Below are 20,549 nucleotides of genomic sequence, written 5' to 3'. Positions count from 1 at the left end.
GGCACAAGTCGCCCTGTGCTTGATGATGAACTCGCTCCGCTCGCTCATGGGGGCCACGGTAGCGAGGCCTCGAGCCGGAAGCCGCCGCCGGGCACCCGCCCATGGTCCAGCGTGCCGCCGGCGAGTTGCACCCGCTCCGTCAGTCCGACCAGCCCGGTCCCGCTGCCGGGGGTGAGCGGCGTCCCGTTGGACGCCGGATTGGTCAGCTCGATCCGCAGCCCGTCACCCGGCCGCCCCGCCACCGTCAGCGTGACCGGATGCCCGGCCGCGTGCTTGCGCGCGTTGGTGAGCCCTTCCTGCACGATCCGGTACGCCGTCCGTCCCGTTGCCGGCGGCAACGACGTGGCGTCGGCGACACGGTCGTCGTACGAGATCGCCGTACCGGCGTCGCGGGACTCCTCGACGAGCGCCCGGAGGTCGCCGAACGTCGGCTGCGGCCGGCCACCCGGGAGATCGTCGATCTCGGTGTCGCGCAGCACGCTGATCACCTCACGCAACTCGTCGAGCGCCTGGTGCACGCCGGTCCGGATCACGCCGGCCGCCTTCGCGAGCTTCTCCGGTGACGAATCCGGGCGATACTCGAGGGCGCCGGCGTACGTCGCCAGCAGGGACAGGCGATGCGCGAGTACGTCGTGCATCTCGCGCGCCATCTGCGTCCGTTCGAGGGTCCGCGCCTCGGCGACCCGGCGGCCCTGCTCGGCCTCGGCCCGTTGCGCCCGCTCCCGGAGGGAGGAGAGGAGTTGCTGCCGGGCCTGGACCCATTGACCCCAGCCGAGCAATGCGGCGTGGACGGCGAAGTCGAGTACGGCGAACCACAGGAACGGGAGATTGCCGATCGGCCACAGCAGACCCTGGACCAGGTGCGCCGTGGCCTGAAAGAGGGCGACCGGGGCCGCCGTACGCAACGGAAATCGCAGGGCGACGGTCAGCGTAGCGGCCGTCGACGCCGGCGTCGCAGCAGGGGAGACAGCGGCCAGTACCGCCAGTGCAATCGCTGTCGGGATCGGGTGGCGCCGCAACCCGAGGAGCAGCCCGCAGGCGACGATCCCGACCACGATGTCCAGTGCTAGCCACTTGTGCTGGGCGGGGTCGGACATCCGGCCGACGATCGTCAGCGCCGACAGCAACCCGATCGCGACGACGCCCGAAACCTCGGCGGCCCGATTGCGCCGCCGGGTCGGCATACAACTCTCCATGCCGCCGACCCTAGGCCCCGCCCTCATCCGTCACCACCGACCAAAGTCGATGCCTGGCCGACTTCGGACCACCCCACCGCAGCCACCGGACCGATGCCGCCAGCCCTGCCCTCCAGGACTGTTGATCGCACAACACCGAACCCCGGAGGCACACATGCCCACCAACCACCCTCACCCCGACTCGGTCACCCCCGCCCGGCTCACCTCCACCTACTCTCGCCTTCCCGAGGCTCCGGACGACCCGAGGCCGATCCGTGTTCCCGGACGCAGTCGGCTGGCTGTGGTCGGCGTGACCGTCGCCGCCGCGCTCGCCGTGTGGGCGATCCTGGCACCTCTCGCCGGCATCACCCTGGAAGCCCAGCAGGGCGGCCGGATGCACATCAACGCCGGCTCGGTCTTCTTCGCATCGGCAGTCGTGGCCTTCGCCGGCTGGGGACTCCTCGCCATCCTGGAGCGACGTACGCTCAATGCTCGCAAGGTCTGGACGGTCGTGGCCGTGATCGCCTGCATCACATCCCTCAGCAGCCCGGCCTTCAACGGCATCGGCCTCGGTGCCAAGCTCGGCCTGGCCTCGCTCCACCTCGTCGTCGGCGCCGCGGTGATCGTCGGACTGCGCCGTACCGCCCTCTCCGCCACCGAGCGCTGCTAAGGCAGTTGGAGCTGAGCAGCCTGGTAGAAGCCACGGATATGCGCGGTCACCAACTCGGCCGCGCTGTCCGGCTGACCGGTGCGGACCGCGGTCAGGATCGCGCGATGCTCGGCGCGCAGCCCGACCGCGGTCGCCTCCCAGTCGGGCAGATTCGGTACGGCGGCCAGCACGTACGAGTGAATCGCCGACCGCAGCGACGCCATCACCGCCGCGATCAGCACGTTCCCGGCCAGCCCCGAGAGCGCGACGTGAAACTCCGCGTCGAGCAGATGGAACTCCTCGGGTGACAACCCGGTCGCGTCCATCCGGTCGAGCAGTTCCTCGGCGACCCTGAGCTCAGCGGTCTCCACCTGCCGCCCGGCCGCCTCCCGGGCCGCCCACGACTCCAGCAGCAGGCGGGTCTGGACGACGTCCCCCATCGGCAGGTGATTCGTTGCCAGATGCAACCGCAGTACGGCGGTCAGCGGCGACACCGGCTCCGCCACGATCACCGCACCCGCCTCCGGCCCGGACCCGGTCGCGGTCCGCACCACGCCCATCGCCTCGAGCACCCGGACCGCCTCCCGCACCGACGGGCGGCTGATCCCGAGCTGCTCGGCCAGCACCCGCTCGCCCGGCAGCCGCCCGCCGATCCGCAGCCGCCCGGCCGCGAGATCGGCCTCGACCCGGTGCAACACCAACTCGTAGTTCTTCACGCCCACCCCAACCCGGTGCGGGCAGGATTCCTGCGGAGTCCGGGGAGGGTTTTACCCCCGATTCGGGCAGAAAACCTCCCCGAAGCCGGCGGGCTCCATGGCAGTGACGGGGGTGGGTTGTTTTGCACCTGGACGACTCTACCTGTGTGGTCGGACCACAGGCTATGCTGTGGTCCGACCACAGATCAGGTGGGGCGGTTCGCCGTACCGGAGCCTGGTCTCCGCCGGCCGTTCCGGAGTACTGATGACCGATCGACAGCTGCCCAAATGGTCCGAGCTGAAGCCGCTGCTGCGGCCGAAGCCGATCACGGCGAACCCGACCGACCGCCGGCTCGAGAAGGCGCTCACCATCGCGGATCTGCGCGCGATCGCCAAGCGCCGGACGCCGCGGTCGGTGTTCGACTACACCGACGGCGCGGCCGAGGCGGAGATCAGCCTGAGCCGGGCCCGCCGGCTGTTCGCCGAGATGGAGCTGCAGCCGTCGATCCTGCGCAACGTCTCCGAGATCGACCTGGGCACCTCGATCCTGGGCGGGCGCTCGGAGCTGCCGTTCGCGTTCGCGCCGACCGGATTCACCCGGATGATGAACCACGAGGGCGAGAGCGCGGTCGTCAAGGTCGCCGAGCAGATCGGGATCCCGTACGCGCTGTCCACGATGGGCACCACGTCGATCGAGGACGTCGCGGCCGCCGCGCCGGACGCGCGGAAGTGGTTCCAGCTGTACGTGTGGAAGGACCGGGACGCGGGGGAGGACCTGGTCAAGCGATCCGCGGCCGCGGGGTACGAGGCGCTGATGCTGACGGTCGACGTACCGGTCGCGGGGGCACGGCTGCGCGACGTACGCAACGGCTTCACCATCCCGCCGTCGCTGACTGCGAAGACTGTGCTCGACGCGTCGCTGCACCCGGCCTGGTGGGCGAACCTGCTGACCACGCGGCCGCTGACGTTCGCCTCGCTGTCCACCTGGCACGGTACGGTCGCCGAGCTGCTGGACAAGCTGTTCGACCCGACCATGACGATCGACGACCTGACCTGGCTGCGCTCGATCTGGTCCGGGCCGTTGATTGTCAAAGGCATCCAGACCGTCGAGGACGCCCGCCGGGTGGTCGACGCCGGCGCCGACGCGATCGTGCTGTCGAACCATGGTGGCCGCCAGCTCGACCGGGCGCCGACGCCGCTGCGCATCCTCCCCGACGTCCGCAAGGCGGTGGGCACTGACGCCGAGATCTATCTCGACACGGGGATCATGTCGGGCGCGGACATCGTCGCCGCGATCGCACTGGGTGCGGACGCCTGCCTGGTCGGCCGCGCGTACCTCTACGGTCTGATGGCCGGTGGTCAGCGTGGCGTGGCCCGGGCCGCCGAGATCCTCACCAAGGAGGTCCGGCGGACGATGGCTCTGCTAGGCGTGTCCCGGGTCGCCGACCTCAACCCGTCCCACGTCCGCCTGCCCTGACCGTTCGGGCAGCGGCAACGTCGCGATGATCCGCAGGCCGCCGGTCGGCGTACGGGTCGCGGTGAGGGTGCCGCCGAGAGCGGTGGCGCGTTCCCGCATGCCGACGATGCCGTTGCCTTCCGTCGGCGGGCCGGTGAGGGAGTGACCGTCGTCGTCGACCTGGAGTACGAGCGCCTGTTCGCCGTACTGGATCCGCACCGTCGCCGCGGTCGCTCGGGCATGCCGTACGACGTTCGTGAGCGACTCCTGGATGATCCGGAACGCGGCCCGGTCCAGCCCGATCGGCAGCGGCTCCGGGTCGCCGTGCACGATCGTGTGCACCTCGAGGCCGGCCCGGGACGTCCGGCTGACCAGGTGCTCCAGCCGATCGAGCCCGGTGACCGGCTGCCGGGGCGCCGACTCGTCGTACTGCCGCAGGATCCCGACGATCGACCGTAGCTCCACCAGCGCTTCCTTGCTGGCGTCCTTGATCGCCGACAGTGCCGGGCCGGCCTGCTCGGGCTGCCGATCGACCAGGTGCAGCGCGGTCGACGCCTGCACGTTGATCAGCGAGATGTGGTGGGCCACGACGTCGTGCAACTCCTGCGCGATGCGCAGCCGCTCCTCACCGGCCTGCCGCAGCTCCGCTTCCTTCCGGGTCCGCGCCGCCGCCATCACCCGGTCGCGGTGTGCGCGGAAGAGCTCGGCCACGAACCCCAGTACGACGAAGCACGCGCCGACCAGGAGGACCTGGTACACGCCATCGTGGTTGATGCCGAGCACCATCCGCCCGCCGACGTGCCCGAGGTACAGACCGGCCAGGGCCGACCAGCCCGCGAGCCGATACCCGAGCCGGATGCTCGTGAAGACGGCGATGACGAACGGGAAGACGATCGGACCCCACGGGTACTGCATCAGCATGTAGACGAGGGACGCGACGACGGTTGCCCATAGCACCGGAATCGGGTGGGTCCGGAGCCAGTACAGCGCCAGCGACGCCTTCAGGAGCAGCAGCACCATGAACCAGTCGGCGGGCCGGCGATCCGGCTGGCCGTCGGCCGCTCCGAACGAGCCGACGACCAGGAAAACGGCCAGGAACAGCGGCAGCGCGAGCCGGCGCACCCGGGCCCCGAGGGCGGCTGCGTCGATCGGCTCAGTCGTGCTCACAGTACGAAACCGTAGAGGGCGGCGGGCCGGGTGTCATCGTCGCCACGGAGTATCCGGGCCTGCTCCCCGCGCGGTAGTCAGTACTTGACCTGGTAGATCTTCTCCTCGTACGCCTTGCCGTAGTACTGCTCGAGCTCGGCCAGGTCGGTGTCCTGCCGTTCGAGCGTCTTGGAGATCTGCGCGCGCCTCGGCATCGCGTCCGGCTCCCAGGTCTCGGGCTTCCAGAGCTTCGAGCGCAGGAACGCCTTCGAGCAGTGGTGGAAGATCTCCTCGATCTCCACCAGCAACGCCAGCTGCGGGCGGTTCCCCTTCACGATCATCTCGTCGAAGAACGGCGCTTCCTTGACGATCCGGGCCCGCCCGTTGATCCGCAGCGTGTCGCCGCGGCCGGGGATGAAGTAGATCAGCCCGACGTGCGGGTTGCTCAGGATGTTGGTGAACCCGTCGACCCGCCGGTTCCCCGCGCGCTCGGGGATCGCGATCGTCGTGTCGTCAAAGACCTTGGTGAACCCCGCCGGGTCGCCCTTCGGCGAGACGTCGCAGCTGCCGTCGGCGGCCGACGTGGCGATGAGGCAGAACGGCGACGCGGCCAGCCACTGCCGGTCCAGGTCGTGCAACTCCTTGCGGGCCTTGCCGGCCGCGGCGGCCAGCGGCTGCGGAACCACGTCCCGCAGCTCGTCGTGCGATGTGATTTCAACCAGTCCGGGGATCTCCATCAGGCGGCGTTCTCCTTTGCCGGCAACGGCTGGACGGCCCTCGTCCGTGCTGCCCATCGTACGGCGGGACCAGTTGCGCAACTGGTCCCCAGGAACAGTGCACCGACGACGATCCAGCCGATCGGACCCCAACCGAGGATGACGGTGGTGAGCAGCGCCGGGCCGAGCGTGCGGGCGATCGCGGGGCCGGCGCCGAAGAAGCCCTGGTACTGGCCCTGCTTGTCGGCCGGTGCGAGACCGAAGCTGATCTCCCACGCACCGGAAGCCAGCTTCATCTCTCCGAGCGTCAGCAGCGCGGCGGCGAGGACCAGCACGACGGCAGCCGTCGCCGCGTTCATCGTGGCGGCGGAGATCGCGAAGACCCCGCAGGCGGCCAGCATGGCGACTCCGGCGTACCGGACCGAGCGGGTTGCGGTGTGGAGGTCCGTCACGCTCTTGGCGATCCGCACCTGGAACAGTGTGACTCCCAGCGTGTTGACGATCAGCAGCGAGGCGACGACCCAGTCCGGCGCGTCGGTGTGCGAGACGATCCACAGCGGGGCGACGAGGCTGAGCAGCGGCATGAAGAGCAACATGAGCGCGTTCAGCAGCGCGAGGACGGCGTACGGCCGGTCCCGCAGTACGGCGAGATGCGGCTCGCCCTTGACCCTTTTGCTGACCATAACCGGCGGGACGCGGTGGATCAGGCGGGCCGCGATCAGGAAGCTGACCGCGTCGATCGCGAAGACCGTCAGGTACGCCGCTGAGGTGTCGAAGCGGAGCGCGATACCGCCGAGCGCGGCGCCGACTGCGAGTCCGCCGTTGACCGTGGACTGGAGGAACGCCCGGATCCGGGTGCGCTCAGCCGGCTGCACCAGCCCCGCGAGCAGCGCCTGACGCGCGGCGGTCAGTCCGGTCTGACTGCTTGCGTAGGTGATCGCCGCAACCAGGAACAACGGGAAGCTTCGCACGAACAGGAACGAACCGACCGAGGCTGCCGTGGTCAACGCCAGTGCGACCGCAACTCCGCGGGCGCCCTTGCGGTCGGCCAGGTTGCCCAGCGGGACACCCGTGAGGAAGCCGACCAACCAGGCGACCGTCAGCCCGAGTCCGACCTCGGCGGTCGACAACCCGACCACACGGGTGAAGAACAGCGCTGAGGTGACGATGAAGGCTCCGTCGCCCACCGAGTTGGCCAGTTGCGCCATCGCCAGATCCCGGGCCGCTCCGGCCGGCGGCAGGATGCTGGAAGGCCCACGGTCACGCCTGCTGCGGATGCGGTCGGCGGTGAGGCTCATCGGGGTCTCCCTCGGCTCGGTGTACCTCGAGCCTAGGAGAGTGGCGGCCCAGCTGGCAGGTCCACTTTCACCTTCAGATGATGGGCCACATTGGTCTGTGGACAACTCAGATCGGGCGTCGGAATCACGGCACCTTGTTAAGTATGAGCTTCCAAAACCTGGCACCGACCTGGGCCACTCAACCCCTCTCCGACCCCGCGCTCGCCACCGATGTCGTCGACCTGATGGTCAGCCTCGGCGAGCGCCGGCGCGGCACGTTCACTGCCGTACTGTGCGACCACGACGACCGCTACATCGCCACGGTCGCCGTCGACCTGCCGTCCGAGTTCAAGCACCTCGAGCCGTCCCTGCGGAGCGGTGACGTCTGCGGCTCGGCCCTGAGCCCGATCATCCCCGCCCTCCGGACCACCCCCGGCGCCGCCCTCATCCTGGCCCTGGGCCGCCCTGGCCCGGCCCTCTGGCCTGACCTGGACACCGAATGGGCCGAAGCCGCGACCCACATCTGCACCGCCGCCGAAGTCCGCCTCCTCGGCTTCTACATAGCCTCAGCCACCCACATCTACCAACCAACCGTGCGAGCGTCGGCAGCCGCCTGACAATCGTCCGACCCCACCGAGTGACCTCACGTGGGTCTCGAAGGAGCGCGTGATGATGACCGACATGCTGCCTGACCGGCCGCCTGCCGCGGCGAGGCCGTCAGCGCACGCCGCGGGGGCGGAACTGGATGCTGATCCGCGGACCTACCCGTCCCGACGCCTTGGGGATCGCGTGCTCCCAGGTGCGCTGACACGAGCCGCCCATCACGATCAGGTCCCCGTGCCCCAGCGGATATCGGACAGTCGACCCCACAGGCCCGGTGGATCCACCACCCGGCCGCGGCCGCAACGCGAGCACCCGCGGCTCACCGACGGACAGGATCGCCACCATCGTGTCCTCGTGGTTCCCACGCCCGATCCGGTCCCCGTGCCACGCGACGCTGTCCCGGCCGTCCCGGTAGAAGCACAACCCCGCCGTCCGGAACGGCTCGCCCAGCTCCTCGGCGTAGCGCGCACTCAACGCATCCCGGGCCTCGTCCAGGATCGGCAGCGGCAGGTCCTCGTTCTCGCTGTAGAAGCAGAGCAGCCGCGGCACGTCGACCACCCGGTCGTACATCTGCCGGCGCTCCGCCTGCCATGGCGCATCCCGCGCAAGCCGCTCGTACACCTGATCTGCCCCGGTCAACCATCCCGGCAGCACATCGATCCACGCACCGCGCCCGAGCTCGGTCCGCCCGAGCCCATCCAAAGACCCCAACGCCGGATCCTCGAACGCATCCAGCAACGAGCCCTGAAGGTCAGCACCCATGCCCCCACCATACCCCGGGATTCGAACATCTGTTCCCTTGAGCTCAACTGCTGGGATGGCGCTGTGACCTGGGCGTTTGCGTTGTGGACGGTGTCCGCGACGGGGAGGCCAGTCGTTGAGCCTGGTGACGAACCTTGGAGGGATGAGCTGGCGTTTGATCATCCGGGCGCACCGCTCGGCGTCGAGGACGCTTCGCGTCGCTGCGCGATGGCCGACGACGACCGCGACCCGGGGGCCCTGAGTGGGTGCGCAGGGGCTTGTCGCCGACCAGGGATGGCCGGGGAGTAGTTCTGCTGCGATTCTGTTGTGACGAAGCCCTGGAGGGGTGTTATGACCGGGGAAAGTTCCGCGGCCGCAGCCAGCCCGACCGATGTCGCGCGGCGGCGACTGTTCGTGGTCACCGGCATCTCCGGGCTGGCCGCCACCGTCCTCATCCTTGTCGCTGTGGCCGTCGGCACGCGCCCGGAGCCCAGCTTCAACGCTCCCGCGTCCGAGTTCCTCGCCCACTACCGATCTCCCAACACGGCTGGGAGCGAGTCCCGATCCTTCCTCCTGGCCGTCGGCCTGATTGCGTTCGTCTGGTTCGTCGTCGCGCTGACCACCCTGTTGCGGCGCGCCGAGGGCGAGCTGCCGTGGCGCTCCACAGTCGCGCTGGTCTCCGGTGTGATCTTCCCGGCCCTGGTGCTGTCCCTCGGGAACGAAATGGCTGCCGTATTCCGCGCCGATGACCTCGACCCTCAGATCGCCAGGTATGCCTTCGATGAGAGCCAGGCCGCGTTCGCCAACGCTCGGGTGGCGGGTGGCAGTTTTGCCGTCTGCTGCGGCTGGGTCATCGTCTCGACCAGATTCCTCCCGCGCTGGCTGGGTTGGCCGGCGATCGCAATCGGCGTTGGTCTCGCTCTCAGCCGCATCAGTTGGACCAGCCCTGTCTTTCTGCTGCCTTACCTGTTGTTCTGGCTGTGGGTACTCGTAGTGGCCGTGCTGCTAATTCGTCGCGGCGTCACCGGTGGCCCGCAACGACGGACCGGCTGAGCGCTCCACCGCACTCAGATGCGCCAGAAACCGATCAACCGGCCCGACCACCGACTACTTGGCCTCCAGACCGGTCCATGAGAGGCCGGCGTCCGGAAGATCCACACTTGGACTACCCAGCCGCGACCGCGCTCAGAGCGTCGACAACACCCCAGATAACGGACACTCAGTGACGGTCGCTACGCGAATAGATGTGGGTTGGCGGCCCAGCTCGGCGGTGACGCAACTGATGTAGTCGTGACGTAGCCGTCCATCGTCGGCACCTGGCCGGGCGCCGGTGCGTTGTACGGCGCGGTGATCTCCTCGCCGAGCTTGAAGCGGTTCTGCTCGTTCTGGATGTTGAACAGCTGGGTGTGGGTGTGCGGGTACTCCTCGCCGGAGTCGGGAATGGGGCTGTCCATGTCGGTGGCCACCGTGTACGGCACCACCTTGCGATCGGCACCATGCTCGGCCCACTCCGGGATCGGGTTCGAAAGGTCCTTGCCGAGCACGCCCTCGAACGTTTTGCCGTCCCCAGGCCCGTACAGGCGACCGAGCACGTTATCCAGTGACCGGTTCTCGAACAGCACCACGACCACGTGATCAAGCGCGTTGTCCCTGCTCTGACCCGCCATCCCAGACTCCTGATCTCCCGATAGAGCACCGCTGCCACAGACCGCCGCAGGCGACGCCGGTGCCCTGGTTTTAGGCTGAAACGTAGGCAAGTCGTGCCACAGATGAGCCACCCCGCGAGGGTGATCTCGGCTGGAGGACCGGACCGAGAGGTGCGACCTCGGCGGATCGTCGTGGTCGGTGAGCAGCGAGTCATGTAGCACTCCAGACCCGCCGCGCAAAGGCCGTTCGTAGGACAGAACATGACTCCGACCGCTCTACGTCTGCGGCGCGCTCAACAAGACCACGGAGTAGCAGCTACAGCGTCCTTCGAGCCGCGTCCCGCTAGTTCGAACGAAAGGTGCTCAGGTCGTGACGCCCAAGATGAATCCCGACGAGATCGATATCAGCCAGACCCTGGTCAGCGGGCTGATCACCAGCCAGTTTCCGGACTGGGCGCACCTGCCGCTTGCGAAGGTCAGCTCGGCTGGTACTGACAACGCGATCTACCGGCTGGGCGACGCGATGGCTGTGCGCCTGCCTCGCCTGGGCAGAGCCGCCGAGACCGTGGCCAAAGAGCAACGGTGGCTACCACGACTCGCTCCACACTTGCCGTTGTCCATACCGGTGCCACTCGCCGCCGGCATCCCTGAAGGGGAGTTCCCCTACCCCTGGTCGGTGTATCGGTGGCTGACCGGCGAAGATCTGGCCGCCCGGACGGATGTTGACCTCTGCGACGTGGGCGGCCGGCTTGGCGAGTTCATCGCCGCACTCCAGCGCATCGATGCCGCGGCCGGGCCGGTATCTCCACGGGCTACTCCGGTCGACGCCCGCGAGGACGACGTCGTTCGCGTCACCATCCGACAGTTGAGCGAAGAAGGCTCCCTCGATGGAGATGCGGCGATCGCGGTCTGGGAGTCGGCCCGGGCTGCTCCCAGCTGGAACCACCCGCTGGTGTGGATCCACGGCGATCTCTTTCCCTCCAACCTGCTCGCCGTGCGCGGTCGATTGGCAGCAGTCATCGACTTCGGCCTACTGGGCCTTGGCGATCCAGCGACGGACATGCTTCCGGCCTGGACTTTGTTGACTGCTCGCGGCCGCGAGTTCTTCCGTGCCGCGGCGGAAGTTGATGATGCGACCTGGGTCCGGGGCCGTGGCTGGGCGTTGAGCGCCGGGCTGGGGGCGGTGCGCGTCTATCGCAGGACCAACCCCGTCCTTGCGGCCGCCGGTCGGCATGCCATCGACCAAGTGGTAGCCGATCACCAGAACTCGACCTGACCAACCGGCGGCACGCCCTGGAGTCACCGAGCGGCGGTTGGGTGGCGCTATCGGGCATCCAATGGCCCAACTGTCCACGAGACTGCCGTACGACGCCCACCGACTGGAGGACGGATGTCACGCGTGCTGATTCGGAACGTCGCGGTGCTGGTGGTGCCGGAGACCGGGGAGTGCCGGGTCGACGAGGCTCAGGACATTCACGTTGACCTCGGCCGGATCACCTCGATCACGCCGACGCCCGCCACCTCCCACGAGCCCGCGGTAGCGGGCGACATCGCGGCGTCGGGGGAGTGGGAGGTGATTGACGGGGCTGGGTTGCTGGCTGTGCCTGGGTTGGTCAACTCGCATACGCACAGTCCGATGGTGATGATGCGGGGTGCGGCCGAGGATGTGTCGATCGACGACTGGTTCAACCAGCGGATCTGGCCGATGGAGGTCAATCTGACGCCGGAGCGGGTCCGCGTCGGTGCCCGGCTGGCATGTGCGGAGATGTTGCTGGCCGGCGTCACCACGTTCGTGGACCACTACTTCCACGCCGATCAGATCGCGGCCGCCGCGGTCGAGTCCGGCATCCGCGCCGACCTCGCACCCACGTACTTCTCGTCCGCCGGCCCAGAAGCCATCGACGCCGCCATTGCCACCGCCCGCGACCTCCGCGCCCTCGACCCCCGGATCACCGCCAGCCTCGGACCCCACGCGACGTACACCGTCTCCGACGACGACCTCCGTCGTACGGCGGACATCGCTCAAGCCGAGGGATTCCGCATCCACCTGCACGCCGCTGAGACCGACGACCAAACCCGGTCCTCACTCGACAAATACGGCGTGACGCCGATGCAGGTGCTCGAACGCACCGGCGTACTGGAGGCCGGTGCACTGATCGCCCACGGGTGCGGCATCCGCGAGTCCGACCTGCCCATCCTCGAGCGGTACGCCGATCGCACCACGGTGGCCAGTTGCCCGAAGGTGTACCTCAAGCTCGCGATGGGCGAGGTCACCCCAATCAACGGTCTCCAGTCGATCGGCGTGCGGGTCGGCGTCGGCACCGACGGAGCGGCCGTGCACAACACTCTCGACGTCTGGGAGTCGCTGCGCATGGTCGCCCTCACCCAGAAGCAACGCGAACACGACGCCGAGTGGATGACCCTGTCCGACACCCTCCGCTTAGCCACCCGCGGCGGCGCAGCAGCCGCCGGTCTCGCCGATCGCATCGGCGCCCTGGAGCCAGGCCGCCAGGCCGACATCGCCCTCATCGACCTCTCCGGCCCGCACAACCAGCCGCTCCACGACCCCCGAGCACCCCTGGTTTACTCCGTCCGGCCGTCCGACGTCGTAACAGTCCTCGTCGACGGCAGAGTTGTCGTCCGCGACCGCCAACTCACCACGATGAGCCTCGACGATGTCCTGGCCGGACGCCCAAGCCCTGGCCCACACCCTCGTGGACCTCTCCAAGGGCGGCGCAGTCCAGCACTACGCCCCCTGAGACCCTCGTCCGACCCGAAGGGCCTACTGGGCTGTGAGCGCCTGCACGATGAGTTCGTTGCGTGCATCCTGCCCGCCGGGCACCGTGGTGTGGACGCCTTCGCGCAGGTACATAGTGAGGCGGGCCGGCTTGGCCGCGAGGTACTCGGCCCAGCGGACGATGCGGAGGTTCGGGTACTTCTTCTGCGCGTCGGACAGTTGGGAATTGACCCAGGCGCCGTTGCGCTGATCCGCGAGCTGAACGGTCGCGGACTTGGCGGTCCGGGCGATCTGGGTGTTGACCCAGACGACGGTGCGGTGGGATCCGACGATCTTCATCGTGCGGTCCACCTGGGCGGTGAACGCCGGTGGATTGAAGATGTCGTTGGTGCCGGTGGCCATCAGGATCCGTCGCGGCAGGCCGTACCTGGATGCCCAGCTCTGGAGCGCGTCGACCGCAGGCGCGGTCGGCCGCCCCGACCAGTTGTTGACCGCCAAGCTTGCGCCGGAGCGGCTCAGCAGCCGGCTGGCGAGCGCCTTGCCGTCCTGGACCGCGATGCTGTCGCCGAACATGTACACGCCGTCGTGGTCGCGGACGTACGTGATCGTCGCCTCGCTCGCGATCGCCCGGCTCAGGACGGTCCAGTCCCCGAGCTCGCCGGATCCGTAAAGGTCGGCCGCGGTAGCGCTCTCGGCAGCTACAACAGTCGAAACCGCCGCCACCGCCCCGGCCATCAGGATCTGCCGTCGATTCGGTCTCATCGTGATTCCCCCCAGACAAGAACTGTGAGGAAGGCCCCCACCCCGCAGCTCGAACGTTAAAATCCTTGCCACGTTGACGATTGGTCGACAGCGGCGGCCTGAACGATACAGGCCTAGTCCGCAGGGGAGTCAAGGCAGCGAGACCGAACGGAGACCTGATCTGCAGCTTGCTGCAAGTCCTGTAACGCCGATACGGGCCTGACCGATAAACCAGCACACCCCGGCCAGGAATGGCCGGGGTGTGCGTGGGTCGAGCTGTCAGCTCACCGTGAGGATCTTGTTCACGGTGTACGCCTGGGCGTGGTCGGCGTCGGCCGGGAACCACACGCGGTAGGCGATCTGGCCACGGATGGCCGGCTTGATGCCGAACGCGTAAGCACCGGAGGTGCTCAGCTTCACCGAGGCGATCGACTTCCAGACCTTGTTCCCGTACTGCTGCAGGTATACCGGCTTGCCCGAATGCGCCGGTGCGACGTATCCGTTGAACTTCGTCGCACCGCCCAGCCGGATCGACGCCGGCGCCAGCGTCGCCGAGATCGTCGGCGCCACCTGCACCGTGACGTCCGCGGTGCGCGTCCCCATCAGGTCACCGTTGCCCGGGAAGGTCAGCATGATCACCGACGACACGGCCGGCTTGTACACGTAGCTGAGTGTTCCGGTCGACGACGTCTTCAACGCCGCCAGCAACTTGAACGCCGTCACGTTCTTCGGCCGCACGTAGATGTTGACCGGCAACCCGGCGTACGCCTTGTTGTCGATCCGCAGCGTGCTGCCCCTGATCGTGATCGACCCGCCGTAATTGATCAGCGTCGACGTCACGGCGATCCCCGACTTCATGCCGAGCAGTTGCGTGGTCGCGACCGGACTGACCTTCCCACCGCGGTCCTTGACCCACGCCGCATAGGTGTACGTCGTTCCCTGCAGCAACCCGGTGTTCTTCACCGCGGACCCGGACCCCGCGTAGACCAGGACGCCGGTGGTGATCGTCGGCGCCTTGCTTCCGGCGTTCCGCCGAACGATCACCTGATCGAGGTCGGGCGTCGCCGGCACCTTCCACGACAGGTTCGCCGCCAGGTAGGCGCCAGTGGCGTCGAACGTCCCCACCGCCTGCGGTGCGAGGTCGGCCGTGCTGAACACCGTCCTGACCAATGGCAGCACCGTGCCGTCGGCAGCTTTGAGAGTCTCGCCGATGATCTTGTACGCGGTGTTGTCCAGCAGCGGCGCGGTCGGCGTGATCGTTGCCTTCCGCGTTGCCGCGTCGTACGTGAGGGTTGCCGGAACGACCGCGTCCGTCTTGCCGTTCAGCAGCTTGACCGTGGCCGGGATCACGGTCGCCGGATCCATGTCGCGTGCGAACGTCAGTGTCGGCTTGACGGACACCGCTGCCGACGTCGACAGGTCCGCCGGAGACACGTCACGCACGGGGTACGGCGAGCCCCAGCTGGAGCCACCGGGGCCCTCCGCGCTGACGGTCAACGTGTACGCCCGCGTGTCCCGCGACCCGTTGTCGTTGCGCACGGCAATGAACGTGCTGCCGGCCTGCACGCTGACGTTCGCGGTCGCGGTCAGCTGTACGGGCGCGTTGCACCCCGTGTCCGGGTCGATCGGCGTCGTCGGGTACGGGTTCACCGCATCGGTGAGCGGGAGCAGGTCGCCGGCGTACACCGCCACCCGGGGCCCGAAGTTCGACGAGAAGGCGCAATTGAACTGAGGTCCGGTCAGCGACACCTTGAGGTTGCGCGCGGCCGCCGAGGTCACCTCGTACCAGTCGACGTCACCCTCGACGCCGATCGTCGAGCTGATCGAGCCGGTGTCGGTCGACACCGCGATCGCCCGCTCAGGCTGATCGTTGCCGTCCGCCGGGTTGACCGGGAAGTCCGTGGTCCACTTGCCGCCGAGCGCGGCGTACGCGTCGAGCATGCCGGCCCCGTAGTACGGGTCGTTCCCGCGTGGTCCGGCGTCACGTGCCAGAACCTTGAGCCGCTGGGCGACCTGGGCGGGCGTGAACGTCGGCCACTTGTTCTTCACCAGCGCGGCCACACCCGCGACGATCGGCGCCGAGCAGGAGGTGCCGGTGCAGTACCAGTACGGCAGGAAGCCGGGCGGGGTCAGCGACCGCGCGCCGGTGCTGAGGATGTCCCAGCCCGGGGCGGCGATGTCGACCCAGTCGCCGTACGAGCTGAAGTCCGTCAGGACGCCGCCGGCGTTGGTCGCCGCGACGGCGATGACCTCGGGGTAGGCCGCGGGGAACTGGAAGTCCGAGTTGCCCGCGTTGCCGGCCGCCACGACCACTACCACGCCGCTGGCCACGGCCCGCCGCACCGCGTCGTGCAGGACCGCGTTGTCGTCGGGTCCGCCGAGCGACATGTTGATGACCTTGGCGCCGTGGGCGACCGCCCAGTCGATGCCCTCGGCGATGTCGACGTCGTACCCGGAGCCGTTGGCGTCCAGGACCTTGACCGGCATCGCCTTCGTGGACCAGCCGACACCTGCGATACCGGCGCCGTTGTTGGCGCCGGCAGCGATGATGCCGAGCGTCATGGTGCCGTGACCGTTGTCGTCGATCGGCCCGCGGTTGGGCGAGGTGGCGTTGTAGCCGGGCACCAGGTGACCGACGAGGTCGGGGTGACCGGCGTCGACGCCGGTGTCCAGGACGGCGACGATCTGGCTGCCGGTCGACTTGGACAGGTCCCAGGCCTGCGGGACCCGGACGGTGTTCAGGTAGGTCTTCTGATCGGTGCTGTAGAACTCGTCGTTCGGGACGGCCGAGATGCTGCGCTTGTAGTTCAGTGAGGCGAGCTCGACCGTCGGGTCGGCCTTCACCTTCTTCAGCAGGTCCGGGGCCGGGAGGTCGCCGGTGAGCGTGACGACATCCGACGAGACGGAGTCCTCGGTGGTGGCGCGGAACTTGGAGACCGCGGCCTTCCGGGCCGAGGACGTCGCCTTCTTCTTGAACTTCACCATCACCGCGTTCGGCTCGAACTCGGTCTTCGCGGCGGTGTGGTGAGCGGTCAAGGGCGGCCGGTACGGGCCTTGGGCCGCGGAACCGGAGGAACTGGTCAGGACGACCAGTCCGCCCGCGACCAGGGCGGCAGGTAGGCCCACGCGTAGCAAGTGGGCAGGGCGGAAGGACAAGGGGACCCCCCCAAGGGTCTCAGAGTGATAGTCGCCCGGAGTATGTCAGAGGTCTGGACCGCTGTACGTGCCGGACCAGATGTCAAAAGCTGCAATCCTGCAACGACGTCCCGGCTGAGTGCCGACGTACGGCGCTGGACACTACGAAAGGTGATCGATGAAGTACATGTTGCTGATCCGGCCGGATGACGACTACGCCGACGGTGTGCCGGAGGACATGGTCCGGAGGACCGACGCCTGGGTGGCCGAGGTGACGGCTCGCGGCATCCGCCGCGAGGGCGCCGCCCTCCGGCCGCCGGCCGAGTCGACCGGCGTACGACGCCGCGCGGGCAAGGTGGTGACCACCGACGGTCCGTTCGCCGAGTCCAAGGAGCAGATGGGTGGCTTCGACCTGATCGACTGCCGGGACCTGGACGAGGCGATCGAGATCGCCTCCAAGCACCCGGTCGCCGAGTTCGGCATGGTCGAGATCCGCGCGATCGTCGAGGACCTCCGAGAGTGAGGACCGGCGCCGGCCCGACAACAGCTTGTTGCCGATCGCGCACTCTAAGCTTGCGCTCATGACCGCGGCACCGAGCTCCGACCTGGCCGGCTGGCGGGGGGCGCCGTTCACCGGCGCCGGCCTGACGTACGACTGCGTCGAGAAGGGTGCGGGCCCGGGGGTCGTGCTGATCCCGGAGATCCCCGGCCTCACGCCCGAGGTGCTGGGTCTCGGCGAGCACCTGGTCGCTGAGGGATTCACTGTGGTGATCCCGTCGCCCTTCGGTACGCCGGGACGCCCCGAGACCATGGGATACACGCTGGGCATGGTGGCTCGCCTGTGTGTCTCCAAGGAGTTCCGGTGCTTCGCGGCCAACGCCGAGCGTCCGATCACGAAGTACCTGGGTGCCGTCGCCAACGATCTGGCGGCGCGTACGCCGGGACGGGGGGTCGGCGTGATCGGGATGTGCTTCACCGGCGGGTTCGCGCTCGCCACGGCGGTCGAGGACGCGGTCAAGGCGCCGGTGCTGAGCCAGCCCTCGACGCCGTTCCCGGTGTCGGCGCGGCTGCGGCGCGATCCGGGTTTGTCCCAGGCCGAGCTCGAGGTCGTCAAGGAGCGGACCCGCACCGACGGGCTGTGCGTGCTCGGCATGCGGTTCAGCCGCGACCGGATGTCGCCGTCCGAACGGTTCACCACGTTGCGGGCGCAACTGGGTGACGCATTCGAGGTGATCGAGCTCGACTCCGCGCCGGGCAATCCGGACGGGTACGGCCGGAGCGCTCACGCAGTGCTCACCCGGGACCTGCGGGAGGACCCGCCGAACACGGCCTTTCACGCCCGCGCCCGGATGGTCGAATTCCTCCGGCAGCACCTTACTGCTACCGGCTGACAGTTGCCGGTGACTGTCAGTGCGGAAATGTTAAAGCACCGTTGAGGAATGCAGAGCGTGTGATTCAGCGGACGCTGCGTGGGGGAGGCTTGCTCTATCTGGGGTGAAATGTTGCGGAGTGCAAGGGCGGGGGCGCGGTGGGTGACGCGCGGGCATTTCCTCTGGTCTCAAGCGCCGCAGGCATGGCACGATCGGCCACCGGAGGCACTTCAGGGGGCGCGCATGGCGATGGCCAGGCACTTGACGAGTGAGGCTGCATGAACGGGCGGACAGCGCAGGAGAGCCGAGTCCCGGTGAACGGGACCGCGGCCGCGAACGGGACCAATGGTCACGGTCCGCAACCGGAAGCCCGGCTCGGACAAGTCCCGGCGGACGACCCGGCCGGCGCCGGCTGGCAGGCCGACCAGAAGATCGCCGAGATCCCGGTGAGCCAAGGCGAGGCTCAGGACGCGGGCGAGAAGCAGGCCCAGGACCCAAGCCGGAAGGGTCCGCCGCCCAGCGACTGGACCAAGGAGGTCCGCGACCGTCCGCGGGTGCCGAACGGTACGACGCTCGGCCAGTTCAACACGCCCGTCCGGGTCGATGAGATCGCCGTCGCCGCGATGGCCCTGTCCGAGAACCTGCAGGCCGCGACCCGTGGCATGCCCGAGACCGTCGAACTGCGGCGGTTCCGCCGCGACCTCGACCAGGCCGCGAGCACCTTCCGCACGATCGCGAGCGAACTGGAGGTCACCGCCGGTCAGCTGATCCGCCTGGCGGCGAACGAAGGCCAGGCCTGCGGTGTCGGCTGGGGTGTCTGTCCCAAGCACGGCCTCACCCTGATGAACGTCGGTGAGACCGTCACGTGCCACATCCTCGGCTGCGAGCACACGAACGAGGGCGCTGTCGAGCGCTGTCAGCACCCCGTCGCGTACCGGGTGGTCGACGCGGCCGGTCCGGCGCTCCTCACCTGCGCCGGCCACGCGATCGCCTGCCGCCTCTACTTGGACAACCCGGTCATCTCCGCCGCAGCGGACAGCATGGAGCTGTTCTAGGAGATCCGGCAGGACGTCAGTTGGTCATTCGCGTTCGGCGAGAGCGCGATGTTCGTAGAAGATCACGCCACCCGTGCCCTGGCTCGGCATCGGCACCGTCGGCCGGACCGACGTCACCGGTGCCTGCCCCTTGAACATCCGACCGCCATCGTTGGTCAACCGCAGGTAGTAGTCGGCGGAGCACGCCGTACCGTCCTCGTCCAGCGCGCGGATCCCCGAGCCGGCCGGCACCCACGCGCTGGTCTCGGCGGTCTTCGCGATCTGGTTGCCCTCGTTGTACTCGTCGAACATCGAGATGTAGAGACCCTGCACCCCGACCCGCGTCAGGTTGTAGAACTGCCGCCACATCAGCTCGCCGTGCTGCCGATGCCCGGACTGCAGATCACCGGGAATGACGCACGGCTGGTAGTCGATGCCGTGGGCGTCGCAGTCGGCCTGGTCCTGCTGATTCACGTTGTTGTAGTAGTGATCCGCGCCGGCGATGTCGCTGATCCGCCCGACCATCCACGGCGACAGCATGTTGAAGGCGTGATACACGTCCAGGTAGCCCGGCCGCGAATCCTCGTTCCCCGGCAGCCAATGCGTCGGTACGCCGCCGATCACGTAGCACCCCTGGTCCTTGAACCAGTTCACGACGTCCAGGCAGACCGATGCCGGGAACGCCTTGTTCGCCTCGTCGAAGCCGAAGCCCCAGATGCATACCACTGGCTTGCCGTTCTGCCGCGCGTACGCCGGTGAGGACGTGTAGGCACTCATCTTCGACGTCCAGTCGGCCTTCATCTCCGACTGCATGTTCGTCCAGCCGGTGGCGTCGTACATGATGTAGAACTTCCGGCCGTACTGTTCGGCGGCCTGCCGCACTTTCGAAGCCATCGCATCCTGTGTCGGCCCTTCACCACCGGTCGGGTTGAACCGCTGCAGCGCGGCCGTGTCGCACCCGTTCTGCTGCATCCACTGGAAGTGCGTGTTCACGGTCTGCTGGTCGTACGACGAGAACAGCCGAGCGGGCTGTCCGTTGCCGAGGTTCGAGTACGCCGTTTGGTACGTCGAGTTGTAGTCGCGGACGTCCGGCCAGCTCACGATCGCCGTGTTGGTCGGCGACGGCGGCTGACCCCAGTTGTTGCTCCAGTGCCACCACCCGTTGATCGGCGCACCGTCACCACCACACGCGAACCAGCCTTGGTAGCCAACGGTGACCTTGCCGACCACGTCTCCGGGCGGGCTGGCGGCGACTGCGTATTGAGAGGCGGGAAACTGGGGGACTGTCCCGACGAGGGCGGTGGCAGCAGTCGAGGCAAGCAAAGTACGGCGGGAGAGTTTCATGACTGACTCCTGTGGGGGCCGGAAGGAAATCTTGAACAGACTCTTGCAAGAAAGCGATCGTCGCAAACCCTTGACGCCATTCTC

18 protein-coding genes and 1 pseudogene are annotated in these 20,549 nt (G+C 68.3%); 9 read left to right on the top strand and 10 right to left on the bottom strand.

From position 1 onward, the window contains the following. Positions 1-44: 44 nt before the first annotated feature. Positions 45-1,196, bottom strand: coding sequence for a sensor histidine kinase (locus ACXC9Q_RS36570; protein WP_457061223.1), 1,152 nt, complete (start codon positions 1,194-1,196; stop codon positions 45-47). A 154-nt stretch (positions 1,197-1,350) separates the two neighbouring features. Here ACXC9Q_RS36570 and ACXC9Q_RS36565 point away from each other — a divergent pair, with 154 nt between their 5' ends. Next, positions 1,351-1,845 (top strand): DUF6069 family protein, encoded by a 495-nt coding sequence (locus tag ACXC9Q_RS36565; RefSeq protein WP_457061222.1) that lies wholly within the window; start codon positions 1,351-1,353, stop codon positions 1,843-1,845. On the opposite strand, the gene ACXC9Q_RS36560 is transcribed toward ACXC9Q_RS36565, so the two are convergent. Next, positions 1,842-2,540 (bottom strand): FadR/GntR family transcriptional regulator, encoded by a 699-nt coding sequence (locus ACXC9Q_RS36560; RefSeq protein WP_457061221.1) that lies wholly within the window; start codon positions 2,538-2,540, stop codon positions 1,842-1,844. The genes ACXC9Q_RS36565 and ACXC9Q_RS36560 overlap by 4 nt on opposite strands. Before the next feature lie 244 nt (positions 2,541-2,784). On the opposite strand from ACXC9Q_RS36560, the gene ACXC9Q_RS36555 reads away from it, so the two are divergent. Continuing rightward, complete coding sequence (locus ACXC9Q_RS36555; RefSeq protein WP_457061220.1) at positions 2,785-3,996, top strand: alpha-hydroxy acid oxidase; 1,212 nt, start codon at positions 2,785-2,787, stop codon at positions 3,994-3,996. Here the strand turns inward: ACXC9Q_RS36555 and ACXC9Q_RS36550 are convergent. The 3 genes from ACXC9Q_RS36550 to ACXC9Q_RS36540 form a co-directional block, all read right to left on the bottom strand. Beyond that, positions 3,943-5,142 carry a sensor histidine kinase gene (locus tag ACXC9Q_RS36550; RefSeq protein WP_457061219.1) on the bottom strand — a complete coding sequence of 400 codons (1,200 nt, stop codon included), beginning with the start codon at positions 5,140-5,142 and terminating at the stop codon, positions 3,943-3,945. The genes ACXC9Q_RS36555 and ACXC9Q_RS36550 overlap by 54 nt on opposite strands. Positions 5,143-5,219: 77 nt before the next feature. Continuing rightward, positions 5,220-5,858 (bottom strand): pyridoxamine 5'-phosphate oxidase family protein, encoded by a 639-nt coding sequence (locus ACXC9Q_RS36545; protein ID WP_457061218.1) that lies wholly within the window; start codon positions 5,856-5,858, stop codon positions 5,220-5,222. Then, positions 5,858-7,135: an MFS transporter gene (locus tag ACXC9Q_RS36540; protein ID WP_457061217.1), complete on the bottom strand. Its 1,278-nt coding sequence runs from the start codon at positions 7,133-7,135 to the stop codon at positions 5,858-5,860. The genes ACXC9Q_RS36545 and ACXC9Q_RS36540 overlap by 1 nt, the downstream gene beginning before the upstream one ends. 143 nt (positions 7,136-7,278) lie before the next feature. Here ACXC9Q_RS36540 and ACXC9Q_RS36535 point away from each other — a divergent pair, with 143 nt between their 5' ends. Beyond that, positions 7,279-7,731, top strand: coding sequence for a hypothetical protein (locus ACXC9Q_RS36535; protein WP_457061216.1), 453 nt, complete (start codon positions 7,279-7,281; stop codon positions 7,729-7,731). A 100-nt stretch (positions 7,732-7,831) separates the two neighbouring features. Here the strand turns inward: ACXC9Q_RS36535 and ACXC9Q_RS36530 are convergent, their stop codons facing one another. Next, positions 7,832-8,479 (bottom strand): alpha-ketoglutarate-dependent dioxygenase AlkB, encoded by a 648-nt coding sequence (locus tag ACXC9Q_RS36530; RefSeq protein WP_457061215.1) that lies wholly within the window; start codon positions 8,477-8,479, stop codon positions 7,832-7,834. Between the two features lie 330 nt (positions 8,480-8,809). Between ACXC9Q_RS36530 and ACXC9Q_RS36525 the strand changes: the two genes are divergently transcribed. Next, positions 8,810-9,511, top strand: coding sequence for a hypothetical protein (locus tag ACXC9Q_RS36525; RefSeq protein ID WP_457061214.1), 702 nt, complete (start codon positions 8,810-8,812; stop codon positions 9,509-9,511). Positions 9,512-9,690: 179 nt separating this feature from the next. On the opposite strand, the gene ACXC9Q_RS36520 is transcribed toward ACXC9Q_RS36525, so the two are convergent. Then, entirely contained in the window at positions 9,691-10,125 is a 435-nt protein-coding gene (locus ACXC9Q_RS36520; protein WP_457061213.1) for a hypothetical protein, read from the bottom strand. A 349-nt stretch (positions 10,126-10,474) separates the two neighbouring features. Here ACXC9Q_RS36520 and ACXC9Q_RS36515 point away from each other — a divergent pair, with 349 nt between their 5' ends. Both ACXC9Q_RS36515 and ACXC9Q_RS36510 read left to right on the top strand, forming a co-directional pair. Next, on the top strand, positions 10,475-11,380 hold the full coding sequence (locus ACXC9Q_RS36515) for an aminoglycoside phosphotransferase family protein (RefSeq protein ID WP_457061212.1): 906 nt from the start codon (positions 10,475-10,477) through the stop codon (positions 11,378-11,380). 114 nt (positions 11,381-11,494) lie between these two features. After that, positions 11,495-12,685: pseudogene (locus ACXC9Q_RS36510) on the top strand (amidohydrolase family protein); the annotation flags it as partial. Positions 12,686-12,886: 201 nt separating this feature from the next. Here the strand turns inward: ACXC9Q_RS36510 and ACXC9Q_RS36505 are convergent. Both ACXC9Q_RS36505 and ACXC9Q_RS36500 read right to left on the bottom strand, forming a co-directional pair. Continuing rightward, positions 12,887-13,603 carry a hypothetical protein gene (locus ACXC9Q_RS36505; RefSeq protein ID WP_457061211.1) on the bottom strand — a complete coding sequence of 239 codons (717 nt, stop codon included), beginning with the start codon at positions 13,601-13,603 and terminating at the stop codon, positions 12,887-12,889. A 258-nt stretch (positions 13,604-13,861) separates the two neighbouring features. Further along, complete coding sequence (locus ACXC9Q_RS36500; protein ID WP_457061210.1) at positions 13,862-16,708, bottom strand: S8 family serine peptidase; 2,847 nt, start codon at positions 16,706-16,708, stop codon at positions 13,862-13,864. 187 nt (positions 16,709-16,895) lie between these two features. On the opposite strand from ACXC9Q_RS36500, the gene ACXC9Q_RS36495 reads away from it, so the two are divergent. From ACXC9Q_RS36495 to ACXC9Q_RS36485, 3 genes are all read left to right on the top strand, one after another. Beyond that, the gene (locus ACXC9Q_RS36495) at positions 16,896-17,240 is read left to right on the top strand and encodes a YciI family protein (protein WP_457061209.1); all 345 of its coding nucleotides are present in this window, start codon (positions 16,896-16,898) and stop codon (positions 17,238-17,240) included. 58 nt (positions 17,241-17,298) lie between these two features. Further along, positions 17,299-18,108, top strand: coding sequence for a dienelactone hydrolase family protein (locus ACXC9Q_RS36490; protein WP_457061208.1), 810 nt, complete (start codon positions 17,299-17,301; stop codon positions 18,106-18,108). Positions 18,109-18,365: 257 nt separating this feature from the next. Beyond that, positions 18,366-19,142, top strand: a complete 777-nt coding sequence (locus tag ACXC9Q_RS36485; protein WP_457061207.1) for a hypothetical protein — start codon at positions 18,366-18,368, stop codon at positions 19,140-19,142. Positions 19,143-19,166: 24 nt separating this feature from the next. Here ACXC9Q_RS36485 and ACXC9Q_RS36480 read toward each other — a convergent pair whose 3' ends face one another. Beyond that, positions 19,167-20,465: a lectin gene (locus ACXC9Q_RS36480; protein WP_457061206.1), complete on the bottom strand. Its 1,299-nt coding sequence runs from the start codon at positions 20,463-20,465 to the stop codon at positions 19,167-19,169. Between the last annotated feature and the right edge of the window lie 84 nt (positions 20,466-20,549).

Source organism: Kribbella sp. CWNU-51 (genome assembly GCF_054073265.1).
Note: the sequence above shows the minus strand (reverse complement) of the source record. Positions and strands in the feature narration are given on the sequence as shown.